The 20,113-nt window shown below is 43.7% G+C and carries 20 protein-coding genes and 2 tRNA genes; 13 read left to right on the top strand and 9 right to left on the bottom strand.

The window, feature by feature from the left end; translation table 11 throughout:
* Nucleotides 1-18 precede the first annotated feature (18 nt).
* From ACWB1W_RS05865 to ACWB1W_RS05850, 4 genes are read left to right on the top strand one after another with little or no spacing between them, the layout of a single operon-like run.
* Nucleotides 19-576: a flavodoxin family protein gene (locus tag ACWB1W_RS05865; RefSeq protein WP_479370451.1), complete on the top strand. Its 558-nt coding sequence runs from the start codon at nt 19-21 to the stop codon at nt 574-576.
* Nucleotides 577-594: 18 nt separating this feature from the next.
* Nucleotides 595-957: an RNA polymerase-binding protein DksA gene (gene dksA / locus ACWB1W_RS05860; protein ID WP_479370450.1), complete on the top strand. Its 363-nt coding sequence runs from the start codon at nt 595-597 to the stop codon at nt 955-957.
* Nucleotides 950-2,194 carry an aminotransferase class I/II-fold pyridoxal phosphate-dependent enzyme gene (locus tag ACWB1W_RS05855; RefSeq protein ID WP_479370449.1) on the top strand — a complete coding sequence of 415 codons (1,245 nt, stop codon included), beginning with the start codon at nt 950-952 and terminating at the stop codon, nt 2,192-2,194. Before dksA ends, ACWB1W_RS05855 begins: the two co-directional genes overlap by 8 nt.
* Nucleotides 2,172-2,414 carry a cory-CC-star protein gene (locus tag ACWB1W_RS05850; RefSeq protein ID WP_479370448.1) on the top strand — a complete coding sequence of 81 codons (243 nt, stop codon included), beginning with the start codon at nt 2,172-2,174 and terminating at the stop codon, nt 2,412-2,414. Before ACWB1W_RS05855 ends, ACWB1W_RS05850 begins: the two co-directional genes overlap by 23 nt.
* Here the strand turns inward: ACWB1W_RS05850 and radA are convergent.
* Genes radA through ACWB1W_RS05835 form a run of 3 tightly spaced genes read right to left on the bottom strand, consistent with a single transcriptional unit; the run spans nt 2,411 to nt 5,173 of the window.
* Nucleotides 2,411-3,745, bottom strand: coding sequence for a DNA repair protein RadA (gene radA, locus ACWB1W_RS05845; RefSeq protein ID WP_479370447.1), 1,335 nt, complete (start codon nt 3,743-3,745; stop codon nt 2,411-2,413). The genes ACWB1W_RS05850 and radA overlap by 4 nt on opposite strands.
* A gap of 7 nt (nt 3,746-3,752) precedes the next feature.
* Nucleotides 3,753-4,436: a succinate dehydrogenase/fumarate reductase iron-sulfur subunit gene (locus tag ACWB1W_RS05840; RefSeq protein ID WP_479370446.1), complete on the bottom strand. Its 684-nt coding sequence runs from the start codon at nt 4,434-4,436 to the stop codon at nt 3,753-3,755.
* 2 nt (nt 4,437-4,438) lie between these two features.
* Complete coding sequence (locus ACWB1W_RS05835; RefSeq protein ID WP_479370445.1) at nt 4,439-5,173, bottom strand: carbon-nitrogen hydrolase family protein; 735 nt, start codon at nt 5,171-5,173, stop codon at nt 4,439-4,441.
* 17 nt (nt 5,174-5,190) lie between these two features.
* Between ACWB1W_RS05835 and ACWB1W_RS05830 the strand changes: the two genes are divergently transcribed.
* The 5 genes from ACWB1W_RS05830 to fliQ all read left to right on the top strand — a co-directional run bounded on the left by ACWB1W_RS05830 (nt 5,191) and on the right by fliQ (nt 8,646).
* A complete protein-coding gene (locus ACWB1W_RS05830; RefSeq protein ID WP_479370444.1) occupies nt 5,191-6,567 on the top strand; it encodes an ion transporter in 1,377 nt (458 codons plus the stop codon).
* Nucleotides 6,568-6,577: 10 nt separating this feature from the next.
* Nucleotides 6,578-6,772 carry a hypothetical protein gene (locus ACWB1W_RS05825; protein WP_479370443.1) on the top strand — a complete coding sequence of 65 codons (195 nt, stop codon included), beginning with the start codon at nt 6,578-6,580 and terminating at the stop codon, nt 6,770-6,772.
* A 193-nt stretch (nt 6,773-6,965) separates the two neighbouring features.
* Nucleotides 6,966-7,988 (top strand): aspartate-semialdehyde dehydrogenase, encoded by a 1,023-nt coding sequence (asd, locus tag ACWB1W_RS05820; protein ID WP_479370442.1) that lies wholly within the window; start codon nt 6,966-6,968, stop codon nt 7,986-7,988.
* The gene (locus ACWB1W_RS05815) at nt 7,988-8,365 is read left to right on the top strand and encodes a hypothetical protein (RefSeq protein ID WP_479370441.1); all 378 of its coding nucleotides are present in this window, start codon (nt 7,988-7,990) and stop codon (nt 8,363-8,365) included. The genes asd and ACWB1W_RS05815 overlap by 1 nt, the downstream gene beginning before the upstream one ends.
* Nucleotides 8,366-8,376: 11 nt before the next feature.
* Nucleotides 8,377-8,646 (top strand): flagellar biosynthesis protein FliQ, encoded by a 270-nt coding sequence (fliQ, locus tag ACWB1W_RS05810; RefSeq protein WP_479370440.1) that lies wholly within the window; start codon nt 8,377-8,379, stop codon nt 8,644-8,646.
* 1 nt (nt 8,647) lies between these two features.
* Here fliQ and ACWB1W_RS05805 read toward each other — a convergent pair.
* A tRNA-Asp gene (locus tag ACWB1W_RS05805) sits at nt 8,648-8,725 on the bottom strand.
* A 63-nt stretch (nt 8,726-8,788) separates the two neighbouring features.
* Here ACWB1W_RS05805 and purB point away from each other — a divergent pair.
* Both purB and ACWB1W_RS05795 read left to right on the top strand, forming a co-directional pair.
* The gene (purB, locus tag ACWB1W_RS05800) at nt 8,789-10,096 is read left to right on the top strand and encodes an adenylosuccinate lyase (RefSeq protein ID WP_479370439.1); all 1,308 of its coding nucleotides are present in this window, start codon (nt 8,789-8,791) and stop codon (nt 10,094-10,096) included.
* Between the two features lie 15 nt (nt 10,097-10,111).
* Nucleotides 10,112-11,827: an FAD-dependent oxidoreductase gene (locus tag ACWB1W_RS05795; protein ID WP_479370438.1), complete on the top strand. Its 1,716-nt coding sequence runs from the start codon at nt 10,112-10,114 to the stop codon at nt 11,825-11,827.
* Here the strand turns inward: ACWB1W_RS05795 and ACWB1W_RS05790 are convergent.
* From ACWB1W_RS05790 to ACWB1W_RS05775, 4 genes are all read right to left on the bottom strand, one after another.
* Nucleotides 11,824-13,125 carry a peptidylprolyl isomerase gene (locus ACWB1W_RS05790; protein ID WP_479370437.1) on the bottom strand — a complete coding sequence of 434 codons (1,302 nt, stop codon included), beginning with the start codon at nt 13,123-13,125 and terminating at the stop codon, nt 11,824-11,826. The genes ACWB1W_RS05795 and ACWB1W_RS05790 overlap by 4 nt on opposite strands.
* A 20-nt stretch (nt 13,126-13,145) precedes the next feature.
* A tRNA-Met gene (locus ACWB1W_RS05785) sits at nt 13,146-13,222 on the bottom strand.
* Nucleotides 13,213-14,220, bottom strand: coding sequence for a DUF309 domain-containing protein (locus ACWB1W_RS05780; RefSeq protein WP_479370436.1), 1,008 nt, complete (start codon nt 14,218-14,220; stop codon nt 13,213-13,215). Before ACWB1W_RS05780 ends, ACWB1W_RS05785 begins: the two co-directional genes overlap by 10 nt.
* Entirely contained in the window at nt 14,201-15,562 is a 1,362-nt protein-coding gene (locus ACWB1W_RS05775) for a mannose-1-phosphate guanylyltransferase/mannose-6-phosphate isomerase (protein ID WP_479370435.1), read from the bottom strand. The genes ACWB1W_RS05780 and ACWB1W_RS05775 overlap by 20 nt, the downstream gene beginning before the upstream one ends.
* A 28-nt stretch (nt 15,563-15,590) precedes the next feature.
* Here ACWB1W_RS05775 and ACWB1W_RS05770 point away from each other — a divergent pair, with 28 nt between their 5' ends.
* Both ACWB1W_RS05770 and rfaE1 read left to right on the top strand, forming a co-directional pair.
* Entirely contained in the window at nt 15,591-17,441 is a 1,851-nt protein-coding gene (locus ACWB1W_RS05770; protein ID WP_479370434.1) for a GGDEF domain-containing protein, read from the top strand.
* 11 nt (nt 17,442-17,452) lie between these two features.
* Complete coding sequence (rfaE1, locus tag ACWB1W_RS05765; protein WP_479370433.1) at nt 17,453-18,415, top strand: D-glycero-beta-D-manno-heptose-7-phosphate kinase; 963 nt, start codon at nt 17,453-17,455, stop codon at nt 18,413-18,415.
* Here the strand turns inward: rfaE1 and ilvD are convergent.
* A complete protein-coding gene (gene ilvD, locus ACWB1W_RS05760) occupies nt 18,389-20,056 on the bottom strand; it encodes a dihydroxy-acid dehydratase (protein ID WP_479370432.1) in 1,668 nt (555 codons plus the stop codon). The two genes, rfaE1 and ilvD, sit on opposite strands and share 27 nt — an antisense overlap.
* Between the last annotated feature and the right edge of the window lie 57 nt (nt 20,057-20,113).

Genomic DNA, 20,113 nt, shown 5'->3' with positions numbered 1-20,113 from the left:
AATTATAAAATCTATACTATGGGAAGGGTGCTTATAATTTACGACACGAGGACCGGAAACACGGAAAAAATGGCAAAGCTCGTGGCGGAAGGAGCACGTTCCGTAGAGGGAACCGAGGTAAGACTTAAACACGTTGACGAGGCTACAAAGGAAGACGTTCTCTGGGCGGACGGTATAGCTGTGGGTTCTCCTACTAATATGGGTCTTGTCTCTTGGAAGATAAAGCGTTTCTTTGACGACGTTATCGGAGACCTCTGGGGAGAGATAGACGGGAAAATAGGGTGTGCTTTTTCCTCTTCGGGAGGATGGGGAGGAGGTAACGAGATAGCCTGTATGTCTATCTTAACCATGCTGATGAACTTCGGTTTTCTCGTTTTCGGTGTTACGGACTACGTGGGAAAGAAGTTTACACTACACTACGGTGCTGTAGTTGCCGGGGAACCGAGGAGTGAAGAGGAAAAAGAGGCCTGTAGGAGACTCGGAAGGAGGCTTGCGGAGTTTGTAGCTATCTACTGCGACGGAAAGAAAGAGCTCCTTGAGAGGGTGAGAAAATCTCCCGATAAGTTCGTAGATTAAATATTTAAGGAGGAAAGGTTGCACCACCTTACGCAGGAACAGGTTAACGAGCTTAAAGCTATACTTCTTGAGATGAAAAGAAAGATTCTCGCTTCGGCAGAAGAACAGATAAAGGATCCCTCAAACGTTGCATTTGAGGGGGGGGACGAGATAGACAGAGCGGACCTTGAAACTGATAGGTTTATAACCTTCCGAATCAGGGGAAGGGAGGCTAAGCTATTACATAAGATAGATTACGCACTTATGAAGATTGAGATGGGAAACTACGGTATATGTGAGAACTGCGGGGCGGAGATACCCTACGAGAGGTTAAAAGCTCGTCCTGTTACAACGATGTGTATAAAGTGTAAGGAGCTGGAAGAGGAGATGGAGAATGATTGAAGACCCGATGGATTGGGCCTTCCCGAGGATAAGGAGACTACCAAAGTACGTCTTTTCCCTCGTTAACGAGCTGAAGTACAAGCTGAGAAGGGAAGGAGAAGACATAGTTGACCTCGGAATGGGAAATCCGAACATGCCTCCGGCAAAACACATAATAGACAAGCTGTGTGAGGTGGCACAAAAACCTCACGTTCACGGATACTCCGCATCAAGGGGAATACCGAGGCTAAGAAAAGCCATATGTGATTTTTACGAAAGAAGATATGGAGTGAAGTTAGACCCTGAAAGGGAAGCTATCCTCACCATAGGGGCAAAGGAGGGATACTCCCACCTCATGCTTGCAATGATTTCACCCGGGGATACTGTAATCGTTCCGAATCCGACCTATCCCATCCATTACTACGCACCTATAATAGCGGGCGGGGAGGTTCACTCAATACCCCTGATATACTCCAACGAAAACTTTCAAGAAGAGTTTTTAAGAAGACTATACGAAATAGTAAAAACCGCAATGCCTAAACCTAAGGCGGTTGTCGTAAGCTTTCCCCACAATCCTACAACCTTAACCGTTGAAAAGGATTTCTTTAAGGAGCTTGTAAGATTTGCTAAAGAAAATAGCATATGGATAATCCACGACTTTGCCTATGCGGATATAGCCTTTGACGGTTATAAGCCTCCTTCAATACTTGAGGTTGAAGGGGCAAAAGACGTTGCGGTTGAGATTTACTCAATGTCAAAAGGGTTCTCTATGGCAGGCTGGAGGGTCGCCTTTGTTCTGGGGAATGAAGTCCTTATAAAGAACCTCGCACACTTAAAAAGCTATCTTGACTACGGAATTTTTACACCCATACAGGTAGCCTCAATAATAGCCCTTGATAGCCCTTACGAGATAGTTGAAGAAAAAGCGAAGATCTACGAGAAAAGGAGGAACGTTCTCGTTGAAGGTCTGAATAAGCTCGGATGGAAGGTTGAAAAACCTAAGGCTACTATGTTCGTATGGGCAAAAATACCCGAGTGGGTAAATATGAACTCTCTTGATTTTTCTATGTTCCTTTTAAAGGAGGCAAAGGTTGCGGTATCTCCCGGAATCGGTTTCGGACAATACGGTGAGGGATACATAAGGTTTGCACTTGTTGAGAACGAACACAGAATTAGACAGGCGGTTAGGGGAATAAGGAGGGCCTTCAGGAAGCTTCAGAAGGGGGTGAAAAAGCTTGAAGCTGAAAGAAATCCTTAAGGAGTTTTACAGGCTTAAGTTTGGACAGGCTTTCGGAAGGGAAGCCCAAAAGATTGAGGAAGTTTTTTTATTTTTCCTATTCCTTGATTACTTCGGTATATCTACACCGCTTAAGTTTTACCTCCTTGAGCTGTATCCCGAACTTCTTGAGGAGTTCCACAAGTGGCACAAGAGAATAGGGATAGCGAACTCACCCCTTGACTGGATAAAGTGCTGTTAAAAGAGGATTTCCACGGCTTCGTTTATATGGGAGACGGGATACACCTCCATATCCTCTATGTGTATCTCAAGGCTTTTCGGGATAATGGCTCTCTTAAAACCAAATCTCTTCGCTTCCTTAAGTCTTAGGTCTCCGAAGTGAACCGCTCTCACCTCTCCCGAGAGTCCCAGTTCCCCGAATATAACCGTGTCTTCGGGGATTTCCTTTTCCTTCTTTGAGGAAACGATAGCCATAGCAACTGCAAGGTCAACAGCAGGTTCTTTTACACTCATTCCACCCGCCACGTTTACGAAAACGTCCTGGTCCCTTGTGAAGACCTTTGACTCTTTTTCAAGAACAGCGAGTATAAGGGCCAATCGGTTCGGGTCAAAGCCCTGGGTTCTCCTCTGGGGTGTTGTGTAAAGAGCAGGAATTACAAGCGCCTGTATCTCAAGAAGGACAGGCTTACTCCCCTCCGTATGGGGAAACACAACGCTCCCGGGAGCTTTTGCCTTTTCACTTATAAAGAACGCTGAGGGTTCCGGGACCTCCTCAAGGCCTCGGTCGGTCATCTTAAAGACCGCAATCTCTCCCGTTGAGCCGAACCTGTTTTTCACAACCTTAACAATTCTGTAGAAGTTAAACCTCTCTCCTTCAAACTGTAAAACCGTATCAACTATATGTTCAAGAACCTTCGGTCCGGCTATGCTTCCCTCCTTTGTAATCTGTCCGACTATAAAGGCGGGTACTCCTTTATCTTTACAGAACTCGGTAATTCTGTAGGTTACTTCTCTTACCTGACTTACCGAACCTGCTGAACTCTCAAGTTTTTCCGAGAAAATCGTTTGAACCGAGTCAAGAACCAAAAGTGACGGGTTTTCCCTTTCAAGGACGCTTAAAACTCTCTCCAGGTTTGTCTCGGGATAAACGAGAAGGTTTTCGTTTTCTATTCCGAGTCTTTTAGCTCTAAGGGCTATCTGGTTTCCCGACTCTTCCCCGGATACGTATAAAACCTTTTTATCCCTTGCAAAATGGTCCGATACCTGAAGAAGAAGGGTTGATTTACCTATGCCGGGCTCTCCCGCTATGAGTATAACCTGGCCTTTTACCACCCCTCCACCGAGTGCCGTATCAAGGCTTTTGTATCCTGTGCTCTCCCTGTTTAACTCCTCCCTTTCCCAAGAGGATACGGGAAGAATCTTTGAGTCTTCTTTTACGAGTGAAAAGGAATTATTTTGATAAACCTCCTCCAGGAAGGTGTTCCAACTCCCGCAGGAAGGACACCTTCCGAGCCACTTCACGGACTTGTATCCGCATTCCCGGCATATAAAGACATTTTTCGTTTTCCCCATGAGGGTTTTAAGATACTTCCGTTTTTATCGTCATCAACTCCCTTATGAGTGTTGCGGGCTCAACGTCTTTGGGACATGCGGTGTTACACTTATTGCACGAGAGACAGTGGTAAAGATTTCCTTCAAGGGCTTCCTTTATCCTGAACTCCTTATTTTCTTCCCTCGGGTCTTCAAGGAATCTGTAAATCTTTGCAAAGAAAAGGGGTCCGGCATACTCCTCCTCAAGCACCTGGGGACAGTAGGACTGACAAGCACTGCAGAGTATACAATCGGCTCCCTTCTCTATCTTCTTATTTATCTCAGGGGGTATCCTTACCTCACCTTTGAACTCCTTAATCCAGGTTCTGAACTTTTTCATTCGGTTTATAACCTTTTCGTTGTCAACAACGAGGTCCCGTATAACCTCAAACTTATCAAGGGGTTCAACGACAACCGTTTTTCCCATGAGTATGTAAGGTAACGTCTGTTCCTTACAGGCAAGCTTCGGGAATCCATCTATGTAAACGGTGCAGGTTCCGCATATCCCTGCCCTGCAGAAAGCACGGAAGGAGAGGGTAGGGTCTATCTCCTCTTTTATCTTCTGGAAAGCTCTCAGAAAGGTCATCCCCTCTTCGTAGGAAACTTCAAAGTAGTCGTATCTCTTTTCTCCCGTTTCCGGGTTGTATCTGAAAATCTTTAACTTCAAAAGCATAATTAAATTTTAATAGGTAAACTCTCTCTTACCTCCTTCAAGTAATCGGGGTCATACTCCGCAAAGAGAAGCGTATCTCCCTTCTCGGAAAAAGAAAGAACTTCCCCCCAAGGGGAGTATATGCCCGAACTGCCTCCATACCTAACACCGAGATGTTCTCCCCAGGTATCGGAGGCAACCAGAAAAGCTTGAATTTCTATAGCACGAGCTTTTGATAAGGTTCTGAAGTGTTCCCTTCTTGCGTATCCCCACTGGGCCGGAACTAGAACTATATCGGGTTTTTCCCTTTGAAGTTCAAGGATAAGGTCGGTAAACCTAAGCTCAAAGCATATAAGTATTCCTACCTTTCCGAACTTTGTATTAAAAACTTTATTCTCCCTTTCAGGAATAAAGTATTTATCCTCACCAAAGAGTTTAAAAAGCTTTATCTTTCCCCTTTTCCCTATAATTTTTCCATCTTCAATGAGGAAAGCTGTGTTCTTTATCCCTTCCTCAGTTTTTTCCGGAAGCGTTCCGCATAACGTGAGGGATTTACTTTCGGAAACCTCTTTAAGAGTTTCAAGAATTTTTTCTGTTTCCTTTGTGTGCTCTTCAAGGTTTTCGTAGTCAAATCCGGAATACCACATCTCCGGGAGGAGAACGAGAGAGTTATCTTCAACTTTATTCAAGAAGTTAAGGACGAGCTTTAGGTTGTGCTCCGGAGATCTCTGTCTGAACTGGACACTGTATAGCTTCATAGAATATAAATACCATAATGAAAAAGCTTCTTTACGAAATTCTTGAGAATGACAGGAGCGTTGTTTTCTACATTTACAACACCTTTTCCTTCACGGTTATATTCATTTCGGTAATACTTACCGTTTACGACGAGATACACGAGTTTCACTCAAGCTTACACCCTGTGATTATGAATATTGAATACTTTGCCAGTCTAATAATAGCCTTTGAACTAGTAGGGAGGTTTATAATAGCTGAAAACAAAATAAATTACATAAAAAATCCACTTACAATCCTTGACTTTATAGCAATAATTCCCACGCTTCAGTCTTTCAGAATAATAAGGTTAATCGTTCTTATAGCAAGAGTCCTAAGGCTTACTTACAGGTATAATTTCTTCTTTGCATTTTTCAAGAATGTTCTTAAGGATTTCGCTTACGAGCTTATCTTTTTATTAGCTATTTTCTTCGTTTTTATCTTTTCACTGATACTTATAATCTTTTCCATTGAACATATAGGCGGAAATCCAAACATAAAAAGTTTATACGATGCCCTTTATTACGTAATAATTACCGCGACAACCGTAGGATACGGAGATATAACTCCGAAAACAGCGGAAGGAAGATTCCTGGCTATGGTTCTCGGAATAACGGGGTTATTTCTTTTTTCTTTAATCACCGCAACTTTTAGCACAAGCTTCTTTCACTACGTTAATATGTTAAAAGCGGGTATGGTTAGCTTTAGAGAAATGAAGAATCACATAGTTATATGCGGGTGGAACGAAACAGGGGAAGTTGTCCTTGAGAGTCTTAAACGGTTTTACGAGGAAAGGGGAGAGAGGATGAAGCCGGTGGTAGTTATAACCGAGCAGGAGCTTGAGCCGAGGAAGGAGTTTTATTACAAAAAAGGTGATTACGTAAGTGAGGAAGTGTTAAAAAACGCCGGAGTTGAGAACGCAAGCGTTGTTATAATCCTTGCGGAAAAAGGAGTAAGTCTTACGGAGGACTCAATAGATGCGAGAACGATACTCTCGGCTATGCTTGTGAGAGACCTAAATCCGAGGGCTACAATAATAGCGGAGATTCTTCTACGTGAGAACGCAAAGACGATAAAGAGAAAGAAGATAATAGACTACATAGTCGTTGACGGAGAAGTTGTAGGCATAATGATTTCAAACTTTCTTAAAAAGAGGGAAAAAGCCGGCGTTCTTGACCTAATAATAGAGAAAGTTGACTACGAAGAGATTCCGGCCGGAGAGAATAAAACCGTTGAAGAGCTGGAAAGAGAGATAAGAGACGGAAGGATTTTACTCGGCATAAGGAGGGGGGACGATATTATAGTTATGCCGGAGAAGGATTTTGAAGTTCTCCCCGATGATAAGCTCATAGTTGTTAAGAAAAAGACAAGTATCTAACTAATAAGTTATGGCAAGGTTAGTTGCAGTACTTTTTCCTTTGGCAAGTTTTTGTTTTCCTTTGAGTTCTCAAGAAGAAAAACAGCTTATAAAGGAGAGTATGAAAATTAAAGCAACTTTAAAAACCTTTATGGAACAGACGGATAAAAGATTTAAGGAATTGAGAGAATATATGAACAAAAGATTTGACCAGCTTTATAAATAACGGGTGTATTTACTACATTAACAGCAGGTGTTATAGCCTTTGCGTGGTGAGATAAACAGACAATTATAAGATAAGGTAAGGGATGAAACTATTGATTACCTTGAGCATGAAGAAGAGTTAGGGAAAAGGCTAAAACCGATAAGGAGCCTGAAGCCATACTGAAAAAATACAGACTTTTATAAAATTAACTCCTATGGGCTATAAGGTTGCGATAGTAGGAGCTACGGGAGAGGTAGGAAGGACATTTTTAAAGGTTCTTGAGGAGAGAAACTTTCCCGTTGATGAGCTTATCCTTTACGCTTCCGAGCGTTCCGAAGGAAAAACACTGACCTTTAAAGGGAAAGAGTATAGGGTTAAGGCTTTAAATAAAGAGAATTCCTTTAAGGGCATAGATATAGCCCTGTTCTCCGCGGGAGGTTCAACAAGTAAGGAGTGGGCTCCGAAGTTTGCAAAAGACGGCGTTATTGTGATAGATAACTCTTCCGCTTGGAGAATGGATCCCGAAGTTCCCCTGGTGGTCCCCGAAGTGAATCCCGAGGATGTGAAGGACTTTAAGAAGAAAAACATTATAGCTAATCCCAACTGCTCAACCATACAGATGGTTGTTGCCCTAAAGCCGATATACGACGTTGCGGGTATAAGTAGGATTGTAGTCTCAACCTATCAAGCGGTTTCAGGAGCAGGAGCAAAAGCGATAGAGGATTTAAAGAGTCAGACAAAAGCCTGGTGTGAAGGAAAGGAAATGCCACAAGCCCAGAAGTTTCCCCACCAGATAGCCTTCAACGCACTTCCCCATATAGACGTATTCTTTGAGGATGGATACACGAAAGAAGAGAACAAGATGCTTTATGAGACGAGAAAGATAATGCACGATGAGAGTATAAAGGTTTCCGCAACCTGCGTAAGGATTCCCGTATTTTACGGACACTCGGAAAGTGTTTCCATTGAAACGAAAAAGGAAATATCTCCGGAGGAAGCAAGAGAAGTTTTAAGAAAGGCGCCGGGTGTTGTTGTGGTGGACAATCCCCACAACAACGAGTATCCTATGCCCATCATGGCGGAAGGAAAAGATGAAGTTTTCGTGGGAAGGATAAGAAGAGACAGAGTTTTTGAGCCCGGGCTTTCTATGTGGGTTGTAGCGGATAACATAAGAAAAGGAGCGGCTACGAACGCTGTTCAGATAGCGGAGCTCCTAATAAAAGAGGGATTAATCTGATGACGGTTATTTTTAAGGAGAATAAGATAACGGGGGTTCCCGGAAATTACCCCCTTACTGCGGAAAATCTCTTCCGTGTTGGTCTTGCCCTTTGCACATTCCTTATAATAGACAGGAATGTTGATAAACCCACCCTTTCAATTGATGAGCCTAACTTTTTAACCCTTGCACTCTCGGTTGGTTTTATGAACGGAGGGGGGAACGTAAAGGTGGGAGAAGTAGGAGACTTAAAAGTGGAAACCCTTAAAGGTGAAAACTTTACTCTCGTAATCTCCCCCCTCTCGGATACCGACGTTAAGAAGCTTGAGAGCATGCTTTTCGGAAGAACACCCATTCCAAAAAGAACCGGAGAGGATATAGGAAACTTTTCCTGTTAACTTTATTTCTTATGGAACAGGACTTAATCGTATCAATAGGTCAAAGAGCCCTTGAGATGACACTTTTACTTTCTATGCCCGTATTACTCGCCACATTCCTTGTGGGACTTATAGTGAGTATACTTCAGGCTGCCACCCAGATTCAGGAGATGACCCTGGCTTATATCCCGAAGGTTATAACAGCCTTCCTCGTTATATTCTTTCTGGGGGGATGGATGCTGATGAAGCTCGTTGATTTCGCAAAGGAGATATTTGTAAACATTCCCGTATGGATAAGATAAGTGGCGGAGCGGACGGGATTTGAACCCGCGACCTCCGGCTTGACAGGCCGGCGTTCTGACCGGGCTGAACTACCGCTCCAGCCAGAATAATATTATATTACCCTTCCTTCCTGAAATCAAGATATAAGTTATCCTATTTCCTATGATTGAGAGGTATACCCGAAAGGAAATGGGTAGAATATGGAGCGAGGTAAATAAGTTTAAAAAGTGGCTTGATGTAGAGATAGCGGTATGTAGGGCTTGGAACAAACTGGGGCAGATTCCCGATGAAGCGCTAAAGAAGATAGAAGATAAAACATATGTTAACGATGAAGTAGTTGAAAAGATTAAAGAAAAGGAAAAGGTCTTTAAGCACGACGTTTTAGCCTTTGTTTCGGTAATTGCGGAGCAGGTTGGGGAGGAAGGAAGGTATATACACATGGGTCTCACCTCTTCAGACGTTGTTGATACCGCTTTAGCTCTTTTAATTAGGGAGGCAATTGACTTAATTCTTGAGGATATAGAGAAGGTTTTGGAGGAGATAAAGAGACTTGCCTTTGAACATAAGGATACCCTGATGATTGGAAGAACGCACGGGGTTCATGCGGAACCGTACACATTCGGTTTGAAGATGTGCGTATGGTATGACGAGATGAGAAGACACAAAGAGAGACTCCTTCAAGCAAAGGAGAATATACTTTACGGAAAAATCTCGGGAGCTGTAGGAACCTACTCGAACATACCTCCCGAGGTAGAAAGGTTAGCCTTAGAAGAACTCGGGTTAAAGATAGAACCCGCATCTACCCAGATAGTCCATAGAGATAGACATGCACACCTTCTTACCACCCTCTCACTTATAGCGAGCTCCCTTGAAAAGTTTGCCACGGAGATAAGACACCTCCAGAGGACAGAAGTTCTGGAAGTTCTTGAACCCTTTACAAAAGGTCAAAGGGGTTCTTCCGCGATGCCCCATAAGAAGAACCCCATACACTCGGAGAGGATATGCGGGCTTGCGAGAGTCATAAGGGCAAATACGATTCCAGCGATGGAGGATATAGTTCTTTGGCACGAAAGGGATATATCCCACTCCTCGGTGGAGAGGGTGATACTTCCCGACTCCTTTATAGCCCTTGACTACATACTCAACCTCTTTCACGAAATACTTAAGGGTCTCGTTGTCAACAAGGAAAAAATGAGGAAGAATATGGAGGTATCAAAGGGACTTTACGCCTCTTCAAAGATACTCGTTCTTCTTACACAGAAAGGACTTTCAAGGGATTACGCCTACGACGTTGTTCAGAGATGTGCTATGAAGGCCTGGGAGAGTGATAAAAGCTTTAAGGAAACGCTTCTTGAGGATGAAGAGGTGAGAAAATACCTATCTGAAGAGGAAGTGGAAAAAGCTTTAGACCCCTGGGAGTTTCTTAAGAACAGGGATTACGTCTATAAAAAAGTTTTCAGGAATTCTTAACTTTATAATAAAGCTATGCTTGTGGAAAAGTTTGACGCCGTAGTTATCGGCGGAGGCGGTGCGGGTCTTAGGACTGCTGTTGAAATTGCCAAAGATGAAAGTTTAAAAGTTGCTCTTGTTTCAAAGGTTTACCCCACTCGTTCCCATACTGGTGCGGCACAGGGTGGTATGAACGCAGCACTCGGGAACGTTATTCCCGATGACAGTCCCGAGGTTCACGCATATGATACGATAAAGGGTTCCGATTTTCTCGCAGACCAAGATGCGGTTTTCTTCATGACAGAAAGGGCACCGGAGATAATATACGAGCTTGATAGATGGGGTGTTCCCTTCTCAAGACTTCCGGACGGAAGGATAGCCCAAAGACCCTTCGGGGGAGCTTCTTTTCCGAGAACGGTTTTCGCAGCAGATAAAACGGGACACGTTCTTTTACACACTCTCTTTGAACAGGCACTTGCAAGGGATAATATAACCTTCTTTAACGAGTATTTCCTCCTTGATATCGTTCACGACGGGGAAAGGGTTAAAGGGGTATCGGTATATGACATAAGGAACGGGAGGGTCTTATTTCTTCAGGCTAAGGCGGTTGTTCTCGCAACGGGGGGTTTTGCTCGTATTTACTGGTTCAGGAGCACAAACGCCATAGGAAACACGGGGGACGGACAGGCTGTAGCTCTCAGAGCAGGTATTCCCCTAAAGGATATGGAGTTTATCCAGTTCCACCCCACGGGTCTTGCAAAAACGGGGATACTCCTCTCGGAAGCCTGCAGGGGTGAAGGGGGATACCTCTTAAACAGGGAAGGGGAGCGCTTTATGAAGAGATACGCCCCCGATAAGATGGAGCTTGCTCCGAGGGATATCGTCTCAAGAGCTATAGAGACGGAGATAAGGGAAGGAAGGGGAGTCGGTGAAGGGGCAAGAGCTTATGTCTACCTTGACCTTAGACACCTGGGTGAAGAGAAGATAAACGAAAGGCTTCCTCAGGTAAGACAGCTCGCCATAGACTTTGAGGGTGTTGACCCCGTAAAGGACCTCGTTCCCATAAGGCCCTCGGCCCACTACTGCATGGGGGGTATTCACGTCGTTGATTACAGAACTTCTGAAACACCCCTGAAAGGGCTATACGCGGTAGGTGAGTGTGCCTGTGTTTCTGTTCATGGTGCAAATAGACTGGGAGGAAACTCCTTAACTGAGTTAATAGTTTTCGGAAAATACTGCGGTATGGCGGTAAGGGAGTTCGTTAAGAATACCGATTTTGTTTCCGTAAGTGAGGGTGAAGCAAGAAGAGGTGAGGAATATGTTGAGACCCTTCTCAAGAGGGAAGGAAAGGAAAGCCTTGCGGATATAAGGGCTCAGATGGGAGAGATAACTTGGGGTAAAGTAGGTATATTCAGGGACGAAAAATCCTTAAAAGAGGCATACGAAGAACTTTCGGAGCTCCTTGAGAGATGGAAAAACATACCCGTAGTTGATAAAGGAAGGGTGTTTAACACTAATCTTATAGAGGTTATGGAGCTTAGAAATATGCTTGAACTCGCAAGGGTTGTTGCGTACTCAGCTCTTCACAGAAGAGAGTCACGGGGAGGACACTCAAGGGAGGATTACCCCCAAAGGGACGACAAGAACTTCCTAAAGCACTCCCTCGTTTATTACGACAACAACGGAAACCTAAAGCTTGAGTATATACCCGTAAGGATAACAAAGTATAAACCCGAAGAGAGAAAGTATTAAAGACGTTCAAGGAGCTCCCTGTTTACATTCACCCCGTATTTTTTCATTAACCTGTCAACAAGCAAACGAATGAGGTCTTCGGACTTTGTTTCCTTAATCCTGTTTTTTATATCCTTAAGCTCTTTCTCTCCGAGCTTTTTGTACTCCACCTTTTCAACAACGAGAATTCCATAACCACCGAATACGGGATAAACTCCCTTTACCTTATCCTTTCCGAAAAGTATTAAGAGTATATCCCTATTATCAAGTTTCATAATTCTTCTAAGACCCTCAAGGTTCTCTTTCTCAAACTTAACGGGTTTTACCCCTACCTCTTTCCCTTTTCTTAGATTTTCCATCAAGCCCTTGGCATACTCACTGAGTTTTTCTCTCTTTTCTTTCTCAATAAGTCTTTTTTCTATTTCATCCTTTACCTCTTCAAGGGTTTTTATCCTTCCTTTTTTTAAACCCTTGTAGTATAAAACGTAATAGGTTCCGTTATCTCTCAGGATTTTAACCTCACCCTCCTTTAATTTTTCCAAAGTTTCTTTAAATTTCTCAGGAGGTTTTTTATAACCTTCAGGAACTTTTCCTTCTTTTATAGCTTTGTAAATCTCTTTCACCTTTTCCTTATCTTTTAGCTCCCAAGCGTAGTATAGCTTCTCACTTCTTTCCCTAAACTCTTCCTTATGCTTTTCGTAATAGTCTTTTATCTCCTTTTCCGTAGGCTTATACTCAAGCTTTACGTCATTCGGTATTATGAGGTATAGCTTTCCACTTACAAGTGCACTCTCAATTTTCTTTTGTATCTCAAGCTCTTCGGGAAGAACGTAAGTTCCGAGTTCCACGAGTTTACTTACCCTCAAAGCCATAAGACTTTTCCTAAGTATTTCTTCGTATTCTTCTGGGGTTATGTTAAGCCTTTGTAGTAATTCTATGTATTTTTTGGGGGAAAACTTACCATTTTCCTTAAACTCTTCTCTTTTCTTTATCTCTTCAAGTAACTCCTCGTCTGAAACGTAAAGTTCGAGCTCCTTAGCCTTTAGGTATAAAACCTCCCGTGTTATGAGAGAGGATAAAACGAAGTTCTTAACAACTTGTCTCATACCCTCTCTATCAAGGAGTCCTGCAAACTTCAGAAGTTCAAACCTGAACTCCCTCACGGTTATACACTCGTTCTTAACAGTTGCAACGCATGGATTTCCCGAAAGCATCTGCCTTATGTCCGAAATGGAAAACATCCAGAACAGGAATGAGAGTGAAGCTACAGCTATGAAAATTACCGCTATCCTTTTGTGTTTGTGGATTAGGCCGAACATAGAGAAGATTTTAAGGGATTTGGTGGCGGCGGGAGGACTCGAACCTCCGACCTGGGACTTATGAGATCCCCGCTCTAACCAGCTGAGCTACGCCGCCTCTTCAGATTTAATATTATATTTAAACTCGGGAACGTTGCCAAGCTCCTTGGTTCCGAGGACCTCCTCAAGATAAGCCCTTATCTCGCCCAAGTTTATACCCCTGAAGTTTTCCGGACAATCAACCATATCCATTAAGGCCTGCTTTATAACGTTCATTGCGGATTCAACGTTTCCTTCTTTCAACCTGTGTAGGGCTATGGCAGCCCTTATGAGACCCCTGTAGCACTTTTTTATCTCCTCATTCTTAAAAAGTCCCCACACTTCTTCTAAAACTTCATGGGCTTTGTAATACTCACCCGTGTTCCAAAGGTATGAAGCCTCTTTGAGTAGCTCCCTTTCCCTGCTTATCCCGAGTAGTCTCTTCACGTGGTTAATCTTTACGTTATCCCTCTGGAGAAGGACGTAAAGGGATGCGTAGACCTTTCTTAGGTCCGCTCCCTTAAGCTTTTTAATAAGCTCAAAGTAGTTTTCGCTGGAAACGTTAAGGAGTTTCGCTATCTCCTCGTTAAGGGGTAAGAATACCTCGTTAAAGAAAAGGTTTGCAATCTGTGTAGCGGTTAAGAAGTCCACGTTCTGAGTGAGACAGTTAAAGAAATCTTCCCCCTCAAGTCCCCGTATGCATATCTCACAGGCTGTGAGCTTCTCTATATACTCCTTTAACCGGAGAGGTTTATTCTCCGAGCTCTCCATCTCCCTCCACAACTCTCTGTAGTTGTTTATTAGGGGAACTATCGCTACAGCTTCACCGAAGCTCTTAACACCTTCCTTTTCTATTCCGTTTAAAAATCTCGCATAAACCTGTATCTGGTTGGGGTTATCTATCCAGAGGTTTAGGCTTTCCTTCACCCTTTTTAGCAGGCTTCTGTTAAACTTCTTTCCCTTCTGGTAGGAACTAAGCAGATTGTTTGCAAGCTTGTAATACTCCTTTCGCTTTTCAAACTCAAAAAAGTATTCCGCCATGTAGTGTATGAACTTCTCATTCAAGTATTTCAACATCGTCCTCTCCTAAATACTCTCCGCTCTCAACTTCTATTATCTCAAGAGGTATCCTTCCGACGTTAATTATTTTATAAGGTGTTGATTTTGGTATAAAGAAACTCTCGTTTTCGTGGTAAAACTTCTCACTCCCGTTTATCCTCACCTTTGCGGTTCCCCTAAGGATTATGAAGTGAACCGTCCTGTGGTGGTGCATTCTGAGGGGTATGTCTTTCCCCCTCTTTATGACAAGCTTCCTTATCCTGTATCTCTCCCCGTTCTCAAGCTTCGTTATACTCCCGTAGGGGGTAAATACCGTTATGTGCTCAACAGCCCTATCATCCCCCTTCTTTTTCAGGTGTTTTACTATGTCCCTTACCTTCTGGGCTTCCTCCTTTCTTATTATGAGTGTTGCGTCCTCGGTTCCTACTATAACAAAGTCTTCAAGACCTACGCATGCTATCAGATTTTTCCCCTGAGAGAGTAAAAGAGAGTTTCCGGTATCTATCGCTTCTACGTCTCCTATTACGACGTTACCCCTTCCGTTTTTTTCCATATTATCGTAAACCGCCTTCCAGGAACCTACATCGCTCCATCCCGCCTCCATCTTTACAACTGCGAGCTTATTCGTTTTTTCAAGGATTGCGTAGTCAAAAGATATATCGGGAAAGCCGGAAAAGGCTCTTCTGAACTCCTCAAACTTTAGGTTTAAGTTAAGCTCGGGCAAGTATTCCGAGTAGTCTTTTACTATCCTCTCAAGGGTAAAGAGGAATATACCACAGTTCCAGAGATGTTTCCCATCTTTCACATACTCCTTAGCCCTTTCGTAATCGGGTTTTTCTTCAAACTTCTCAACCTCGTAAACACCGTTCTCAATTTCTTTGAGGAGCTTTATATAACCGTATCCCGTTTCCGGATAAGCCGGCTTCTCACCGAAGAGGACTATGTAACCCTTTCTTGCAATTTTCTTTCCCTTATCAACCGCATCCTTAAAAGCTTCTTCATTCCTTATAAGATGGTCCGAAGGAAGGACGAGAATACACTCGTTGGGGGGGGTTTCAAGTCTTAAAAGCTCCTTTACCCCAAGAGCTATCGCCGGAGCTGTGTTCCTTCCTGTAGGTTCAACGATAACGTTTACGTTCTCCGCTCCTATCTCTTCAAGCTCACTCCTTATGAGCCACTCGTATCTCTCCCCGGTTATAACGAAAACCTCTTCTTGAGAGGTGAGCCTTAAGGCTCTTCTTACGGTTTCCTGAAAGAAGGAATATTTTGAAAAGAGCCTTATAAACTGCTTTGGAAAGTTTTCCCTTGATAAAGGCCAGAGTCTTGTTCCCTTTCCCCCACCTAATATAAATACCTTCATGATTAAATTTTAATAAAGGTGCATTTAAATGAGCAAAAGCTTTGGAAAAAAACTTATTATCCTCTGGAGCGTAAGCCTTATACTGATCTTTGCCTTTAGTTTTTTCTCTGTAAGGAAATCAGTTTTAAAACCCGCAAAGGAGAGGGCTTATACGGTTGCGGAAGTAGTAAGAAGTGCCCTTACAACCCTTATGCTTACAAACTCAATGGATAAAAGGGATATATTCCTCGCTCAGATAATGGGAATGAAAAACCTCAAAGAGGTAAGAGTTCTGAGGGGTAATGCGGTAATAAAGCAGTTCGGAAAAGGAAAACATTACGAAGAACCCGTTTATACGATAGAGAAGGAGGTTCTCGCTTACGGAAAACCGAAAGAAGAACTTATTGAATCCATAGAAAGAGTTCTTTACAGGGTTGTGATACCTTACAAAGCGGAGCCTACCCCTTCCGTAAACTGTATGGCATGCCATAATGTAAAAAGGGGAGAGGTTCTCGGAGCGATATCCATAACTATGGATATAACCCCTTACAGGAATTTCGGGCTCTTTGTATGGGGAACCCTGGTGGGAATTGTTTCCCTCGTCGGGTTAATTTCCCTCATTATTGTGTTAAGGAATTTCAAGTCCTTGAGCAACTTCCTCCTGGAGATTACAAACCTCTTTAATCAGTTTGAAAGGGGAAATTTCGGTGTAAGGATGAACCTATCAAATCTGGATAGAGATTTCCTTCCCCTCGCAAATAGAATAAACGAGGTCGTTAACTCTCTGAATGCTCTTCTAAAAAGTATAAGGGAAAAGGTTTACACACTTCTCGGATACAACCTTATGGAGACCGAGAACGAGGTAAGGGATACCGAAAAGATAATAGATGAGCTGGTGAGAATATCCCAGTTTAAGAAAACTATAGAGCTTGACTCCACAAAGGAAGACGTTTACAGAAGAATAGAAAGTGTTCTTTCGGACTACATGAGTCTTGATAAGTTTTCTATATACGAGGTTACCGACTCAAACACGATAGAGAAGATAGCGGTAAGGGGCAGGGATAGCTGGTGTACAAACGTTATTTTTGAAAAGCCGGAGGAGTGCAGGGCAAAGAGGACTGGTCAGGACGTTGACTCGGAGGAGTTCAAGTGTGTATGTCCCAACTTCGTTATGTGTGAAGAGGAATCAAATAACTTCTGTTATTACTGTATACCGGTAAACGTCGGGGGAAAGGTGGGAAACGTAGTTCAGATAGTGTATGAAAAAGAGATAAAGGATTTTATAAAACTCATAATTCCATACATAAAGGGATACCTGAGAGAAGCATCCCCGGTCCTTGAGTCTAAGAGGTTAATGGAACAACTTAGGAAACAGTCTTACATAGACAAGTTAACGGGAGCGTTTAACAGGCGTTTCCTTGAAGACATTATTGATAAGCTCGTAGCTCAGTCCCAAAGGAGAAACTCAAATATAGGGATTCTTATGGTTGACGTAGACTTTTTTAAAGAAGTTAACGACACCTTCGGCCATGACGCAGGAGACGAGGTGCTAAGACAGGTTGCAAAGTTAATAAGGGAGTCCATAAGGAAGTCCGATTACTTGATAAGATACGGAGGGGAGGAGTTCTTGGTCCTTCTTACGGATGTAAAAGATGGATATGCACAGCATGTTGCGGAGAAGATAAGAAAGAGGATAGAAGAAACACCTATAAAACTGCCGAATGGGACGGTTATAAGGAAAACGGTAAGTATAGGCGTTTCTGAGTTTCCCAAGGACTGTAACGGTAAGTTCTGGCGGTGTGTTAAGTTTGCGGACGTTGCCCTCTACAAGGCTAAGGAGGGGGGAAGAAACAGGGTTGTAAGGTTCAAGCCAGAGATGTGGCAGGAGGAGGAGTATTAGTATAATTCCCTATGCTGGAACTCAGAAGAGTTGAGGAACTGCTGAGGAAACTGAAGAGCTTGAAAATCCTCGTGGTGGGGGATGTTATTCTTGATACATACCTTAAAGGGAAGGTTGAGAGAGTTTCTCCCGAGGCTCCCGTTCCCGTTCTTGAGGTTGAAGGTGAGGAGTTCAGGCTCGGCGGTGCTGCAAACGTTGCAAGAAACTTAAGTTCCCTGGGTGTAGAGACCTACCTCTGCGGTGTTATAGGGAAAGATGAAGGGGGAAAGATAATAAAGGAACTCTGTAAAGAAAGCGGTATAAACTTTTTTCAGGTGGAAGATGAAAGGCCTACGACTAAGAAAACACGGGTGGTCGCTATGAATCAGCAGCTTTTAAGGATTGACTGGGAAAGCAGAGAAAGGATAAAAGGAAAAACCCTACGGGGTATCCTTGATATTATTAAAAACTCAGAAGTTGACGCGGTTATAGTTTCGGACTATGCAAAGGGAGTTATAACACAAGAAGTTATGGAAGAGGTATTAAAAAAGGGGTGGTTCACAAGCGTTGACCCGAGACCACAAAACAAGCATCTATACAGAGATGTTGACCTCGTTACACCCAACGAGAAAGAGCTTAAGGCAATGACAGGGGAAGGTGGGCTTGAAAGTTTGGGAAGAAAACTAAAGGAGGAACTAAATCTAAGAACGCTAATAGTAACCAGAGGGGAGAAGGGAATGAGCCTCTTCCTTGACAGTGAAGTTAAACACTTCCCTGCAAGAGCAAGGAAGGTTTACGACGTTACCGGTGCGGGTGATACGGTAATAGCTTCAATAACCGCCTTTAAAACCGCCGGGGCTACGTGGGAGGAGTGCTGTGAGCTGGGGAACGTCTGTGCGGGTATAGTCGTGGGAGAGTTTGGAACCGCAAGCGTAACACCCGAAAAGCTTTTAAAAGAGTTAAAACTTTTAAGCCTCAAGGATAGCACCCCTTGAGGCGGAAGCAACAAGCTTTGCATACCTTCTCAACCAGGGGCTCTTTATCTCTTTCTGCTTCGGCTTGAAGTTCTCAAGTCTCTTCTTTAACTCCTTCTCCGATATAAGAAGCTCTATCCTCCTATTCGGAATATCTATGAGTATCTCATCACCGTCTTGAACGACTCCTATGGGACCTCCCGCTGCGGCTTCGGGAGATATATGGCCAACACACGCTCCCCTGGTTCCTCCCGAGAACCTTCCGTCCGTTATGAGAGCAACCTTATCCCCGAGCCCCATGCCCATAATGGCCGAAGTGGGAGAGAGCATCTCCCTCATACCGGGTCCGCCTTTTGGCCCTTCATACCTTATCACTACCACGTGGCCGGGTTTTACCTTTCCTCCCAAGATACCTTCTATAGCTTCCTCTTCGGAGTTAAAGCATATAGCTTTACCTTTAAAAGTGAGCATCTTAGGGTCAACGCCCGCTGTTTTGACAACTGCCCCTTCAGGAGCAAGGTTCCCGAAGAGAATCGCTATTCCCCCGTCCTTTGAATAGGGATTTTCAAGGGTTCTAACCACTTCACCGTCGGGCTCCGGTGCTTCTTGGATTATCTCTTTTACCTTCTTACCGCTTGCGGTTATTCTATCGGTGTGAAGAACTCCGAGTTTCGCAAGCTCCTTCATTATCGTAGGAATACCTCCTACCCTGTCAAGGTCTTCTATATGGTAATGAGATGCGGGAGAAATCTTACAAAGTGTTGGCGTCCTTCTTGATATCTCGTTAATCTTAGCAAGGTCATACTCTACTCCCGCTTCTCTTGCTACAGCCAGGAGGTGTAGTATAGTGTTTGAAGAACCTCCCATAGCTATATCAACGGTAAAGGCGTCGTCTATAGCCTCTTCCGTCACTATATCCCTCGGCTTTATGTCCTTTTCAAGGAGTTCAAACAAGGCTTTTACCGCATTTCTTGCGAGAATTTCCCTTCTCGGGTCTATGGCGAGTATGGTTCCGTTTCCCGGAAGGGCAAGACCCAAAACCTCGGTTAAACAGTTCATAGAGTTTGCGGTAAACATTCCCGAACAACTGCCGCACGTAGGACATGCGGAGGCTTCTATTACCTTCAGCTCTTCTTCCGTCATCTCACCCTTCTTTACCTTTCCTATACCCTCAAACACGGATATGAGGTCAACCTTCTGACCGTTAACCTCTCCGGCCAGCATCGGACCGCCGCTTATAAAAACCGTGGGAACGTTAACCCTTAGGGCTCCCATAAGCATTCCGGGAACGATCTTGTCGCAGTTGGGTATGCATATGAGTGCGTCAAGCTGGTGGGCGTTAACAACCGTTTCTATCGCATCCGCTATTAGCTCCCTTGAGGGTAAGGAGTAATGCATTCCCTCGTGCCCCATAGCTATCCCGTCGTCAACCCCTATCACGTTAAACTCTATTGGGACACCGCCGAGTTTCCTTACCTCTTCCTTTATGGGCTCAACGAACTCCCTTAGGTGAACGTGCCCCGGAATTATGTCTATGTAGGAGTTTGCTATGCCTATAAGGGGCTTATCAAAGTCCTCGTCAGAAAGACCGCAAGCCCTGAGAAGAGCCCTGTGGGGAGCCCTCTCTATTCCCTTCTTTACTTTATCACTTCTGTATTTCATGATATATAAAGGTAAGTGCTAAAAGCTTAAGGGGTCAAGTTATAATTACGGTTTGGA

The organism is Aquifex sp., from assembly GCF_056494385.1.
The sequence above is the reverse complement of the archived record's forward strand: the minus strand, read 5'-3'. Positions and strand labels throughout refer to the sequence as shown.